We start from the raw sequence: 4,313 nt of genomic DNA, 5'->3' as shown, positions 1-4,313 counted from the left end.
ATTATGCCTTGCAGGGAAGGCACTTTCGCTTATCAGCACACCATTTTCCGTGCTTCCGCACGAAAAATCCAGGTTAGCGCATTGACGTTCGTATCACTGACCCGCACAACTGATAGCGAGTTCTGGTCGTCGAATCCGTGGGTGACCGAGACCACGCCGGGAGGCAGGCTCGTATCGGCGTGGACAGCGCACTGCATTCGGCCCGAGGCGGATCGGATGGCCACAACTTGGCCGTTGTGGATACCCAGCGAGTCCATGTCGGTGGTACTCATCTTCGCTGCGTTTGCATGCTCTGGGATCAGATTCGGCAACATCGTGCCGTGTGAATTCATTGCTTCCTTGATACGCCTGACAATGAGCCGCATCGGGAATGGACTGCGGGCCTGCGACCCCACCGCTGACGTCAGAGCTCTCTCGATCTCTAAACGCACATCAGCAGGACACAAGCCCAGTCGCACTGCCGACCCTTCGGTGGTCGCCGGTTGCACGACGTATCCGGTTCCGTCAGCGATGCATCCGTGCTCTGCGGACGTAAGCTCGTCGAACGGCACACGTCCACGTTCAGCGAACATCTCGAGTAGTTCGCGAGATGTCGGTGGATGCTGTGGATCGAGAATCCGGCCTGCGAACTTGACCGATTGCCCGGACGCCACGGCGAGAGTATCGAAGAACTGCCAGTCCTCGATCACTCCGGGAGGAGGGATCACCACTGGCTCGGTGTGTTGGGCGAATGGAATCGGGAAGAACGCCTCCATAAGGATGGTGTGGTCGGCCCGCTCGTACATGGTGGTCGGCGCGATGACGTAGTCGGCCCGCTGCGCCGTGCCTGACATCCAGGAATCAACGACCACCAGCAAGTCGAGTGCGTCGAGAGCCTTCGCCGCTCGAGCTTTGTCCGGGAGTGCCGCGGCCGGGTTTCCGCCGGACACGATCAGCGCACGTACCCGGTCAGGGCCCGGGTTCAGTATCTCGTCCGCAAGAATCGCGGACGGCAATTCGCCCCGCATGCGCCCGATTCCACCGATTCGGCTTTTGAATCCGGTTTCCCATTCTCGGTCGGCTCCGGCGACCTCGGCGCGCGGCGCCACACTTCTGGCGAGCACCGATCTGACATCCGCGGTTTCGCCCTCACGTAGGTAGCGCCCACAGATCGTGTTCAGCACCGCGACGAGATGCTCGGACACATTGGAGTGCGGCCCCATGCACACCCCGGTCCCCGTGGTCGCCATTCCACGGGCAGCAGTGGCGAACGCCCGCGCTGCCGAGACCATGAGGGCCTGCGGCACCCGACTGATCTCCTCGACCGCCGTCGGTGTCGCTGGTGATACTGCCTCGACGAGCTCCGGCAGATCGGACGTGTAGCGCTCGCAGAACCCGCGATCGTGCAAACCCTCCCCGAGAATCAGGCGGATCAGGCCGGCCAAGAGCACCGCATCGGTGCCCGGGCGCGGCGCCAGATGTATATCGGCCCTGGCGGCGGTCTCCGTCCGTCTTGGATCGATGACGATCAGCGTCATCCCGCGTGCTTTCGCGTCTCGAAGGGTGACCGACGGATTGTGAACGACGGCACCGTCACCATCACCACCGTTGACCGATACGAGGGGATTGGTTCCGGCGAGCAACCACACGTCGGAGTTCTCGACTCTCTGGCGCCCACCCAGGTATTTCCCCATTCGGTCCTGGACGACCCATTTCGCGGACTGATCAATGGTCATCGTCGAGAAGAGCTTGTGGGAACCGGTTCCACGAAACCAGGCACGAGCCATCGGTCCGGTCAGCGCCGCGAAATTATTTTGGGTACCGGTGAACAGCGCGACCGAATCCGGACCGTGGTCGCCGATGATTGAGCGTAATCGCGAGGCGGTCTCAGGAACCGCCACGTCGACGTCGACAGGTACGAACTCTCCACCCTCATTGCGCCGCAGCGACGTCCTCAGACGCTCGGGGTCATGGGTGAAATCGCCTCCGCGTCGCCCCTTTGCACAGGTGTAACCGCGCGATATGGGGTGAGCGGCGTCTCCGAGAACCCGCTCGATCCGGTTGTTCTCGATATCGAGCAGAACGCCGCACGACGAGGGACACAGGCGACAGTACGACGTCCGCCTCGACGCGGTCGGGTCCCCAGAACGTGTGGTCATGCGGCTGGCAGGCGGGCCCGACCCGCCTGGCCTGCGCTGGGCAAACCATCGTTTGCATCGGTCGATGTCATCTCAGATCTTTCAAAGTTCAGAACGCGCACTCTGATTACTCGCGAACCAGGTTGCGAGAAGGCTGTTCCCGTGACGAGCGCCGTAAACGAGACTACCGTTATTACGGTAACCGATAGGCAATAGGTTTGTCCATGAAGATCCGGCCACTCCCGAGGAGCGCAGAATGACTACGAACCACATCGCGACATATTGTCGCGTTTGCGAGCCGGCGTGCGGATTGATCGCGACAATGTCTGACGGATCTCTCGAGAAGCTTCAGCCCGATCGTGACCATCCGGTTTCTCGTGGCTTCGCGTGCACGAAGGGTCTCGCGGGTGTCGACATCAACAAAGACGAGGATCGACTGAACTATCCGATGCGCCGGGAGGCCGACGGCCTCGTGCGCGTCAGTTGGGATGACGCGACCGCTGAAATTGCCGAGAGGTTGCAAGCGATTGTCGCGCGGTCCGGCTCGGACAGTGTTGCTGCCTATATGGGAAATCCAGCCAGCTTCAACGCGATGGTCGGCGTGACCATGCCGGACGTCCTCACGAAACTCGGTGCGAGTCGGTTATTCTCGGCCGGCACCCAGGATACCGCGAACAAATTCGCAGCCAGTACGGCCGTGTTTGGGACACCTACGCTGCATCCCCTGCCCGACGTCCGGAACACGGACGCGTTGTTGCTGATCGGATCGAATTGGCGGGTAAGCAAGGCAAGCATGATCTCATTGCCGAACGCGTATCGGGAGATCGGCGATGCGTCCGCGCGGGGCGCCAAGATCTGGTTCGTCAATCCTCGCGACACCGAGAGTTCTGGCCCTCGGACGGGTGAAACCGTCTCGATCAAGCCCGATACCGACGTGTACTTTCTGGCGGCGCTGATCTTCGCGGTGGATCGCGCCATCGGCTTCCATCCCGATGCCGAGAAGCACGGCAGAAACGTGCGGGGACTTCGTTCCTTCATTGCGGACTACTCACCCGAACAAGTATCCGATGTCTGCGGCATCGACGCTGCGACGATCGAATCGATAGCGCGCGACTTCGCGACTGCGCCTGCGGCATCCGTACATATGTCTACCGGCGTGAACATGGGCAGACAGGGGACGCTCGCATATTGGCTCGTCCAGATGCTCTGTCTGGTCACAGGAAATCTCGACGTCCGCGGCGGCAACATCCCTGGACGAGAGGTCTACCCTGCCGGCGCGCGATCCAGGTCGGTGTTGGCGGATCAGATCATCGAGAGTGAATTCGGAACGATGCGGCAGGTGCCGCACTTGCCGGGGGTCCTGCTCGCCGACTACATTCTCGACGCAGAGAATCCGATCCGTGCACTGGTGGTCGTCGCGGGCAACCCGCTGCTGTCCATTCCTGGTGGAGACCGACTCCGCGACGCACTGCAGTCACTCGAACTTCTTGTCGTGATCGACATCTACCCGAACGCGACTTCTCGATACGCGCACTGGACACTCCCCTCGACCGATCAATTCGAGCGCGAAGACATAAATATGGCACTGCTGGGAATGCAGGTCGATCCATTCGTCAACTGGACTCCCCGCGTGGTGGAGCCAGCTTTCGAGCGGCGAGAAGAGTGGTGGATCTTTGCCAGGATCGCCGACGCGCTCGGGCTACCCAACCACTTGAACACTCCGGAGCCCGAAAACGCGCGCTGGGCTCGAATCGATCACATGCTGTCGAAAGGCGGGATTTCGCGTCAGGAACTCGTGTCGCAACCTCGTGGCCTGGCGATGGCACGTGGACTCGAACCGGGCACGCTGTACTCGGAGAAGCTCCAAACCGACGACGGTCTGATCGACTGCAGACCAGCGGTGTTCGATGAGGCGACGATCAGATGCTTGCACATCTTCGGCGAACTCGAACGTGAACCGGCCCACCAGCTGAAGCTGATCTCGCGCAGGGACCAGAAAATGCACAACTCCTGGTACGCGAACCTGCCCGCCATGAAAAAGGGTGCTCGAGAGGCGAATCCACTCGCGGTCAGCCCGCGAGACGCCGAGCGGTTGAAACTCACTGATGGCGGGAAGGTTCTAGCCTGGATTTTTCGTGCGGAAGCACGGAAAATGGTGTGCTGATAAGCGAAAGTGCCTTCCCTGCAAGGCATAAT

General features: G+C 61.0%; 2 protein-coding genes. One reads left to right on the top strand and one right to left on the bottom strand.

What is annotated here, in order from left to right:
* Positions 1-32 precede the first annotated feature (32 nt).
* Positions 33-2,138 (bottom strand): molybdopterin-containing oxidoreductase family protein, encoded by a 2,106-nt coding sequence (locus ACLQ3C_RS21300; RefSeq protein WP_425707092.1) that lies wholly within the window; start codon positions 2,136-2,138, stop codon positions 33-35.
* Between the two features lie 235 nt (positions 2,139-2,373).
* Between ACLQ3C_RS21300 and ACLQ3C_RS21295 the strand changes: the two genes are divergently transcribed.
* Entirely contained in the window at positions 2,374-4,281 is a 1,908-nt protein-coding gene (locus tag ACLQ3C_RS21295) for a molybdopterin-containing oxidoreductase family protein (protein ID WP_425707091.1), read from the top strand.
* Positions 4,282-4,313 lie beyond the last annotated feature (32 nt).

It is taken from the genome of Gordonia sp. DT30, assembly GCF_049844915.1.
Taxonomy (GTDB): domain Bacteria; phylum Actinomycetota; class Actinomycetes; order Mycobacteriales; family Mycobacteriaceae; genus Gordonia.
The sequence above is the reverse complement of the archived record's forward strand: the minus strand, read 5'-3'. Positions and strand labels throughout refer to the sequence as shown.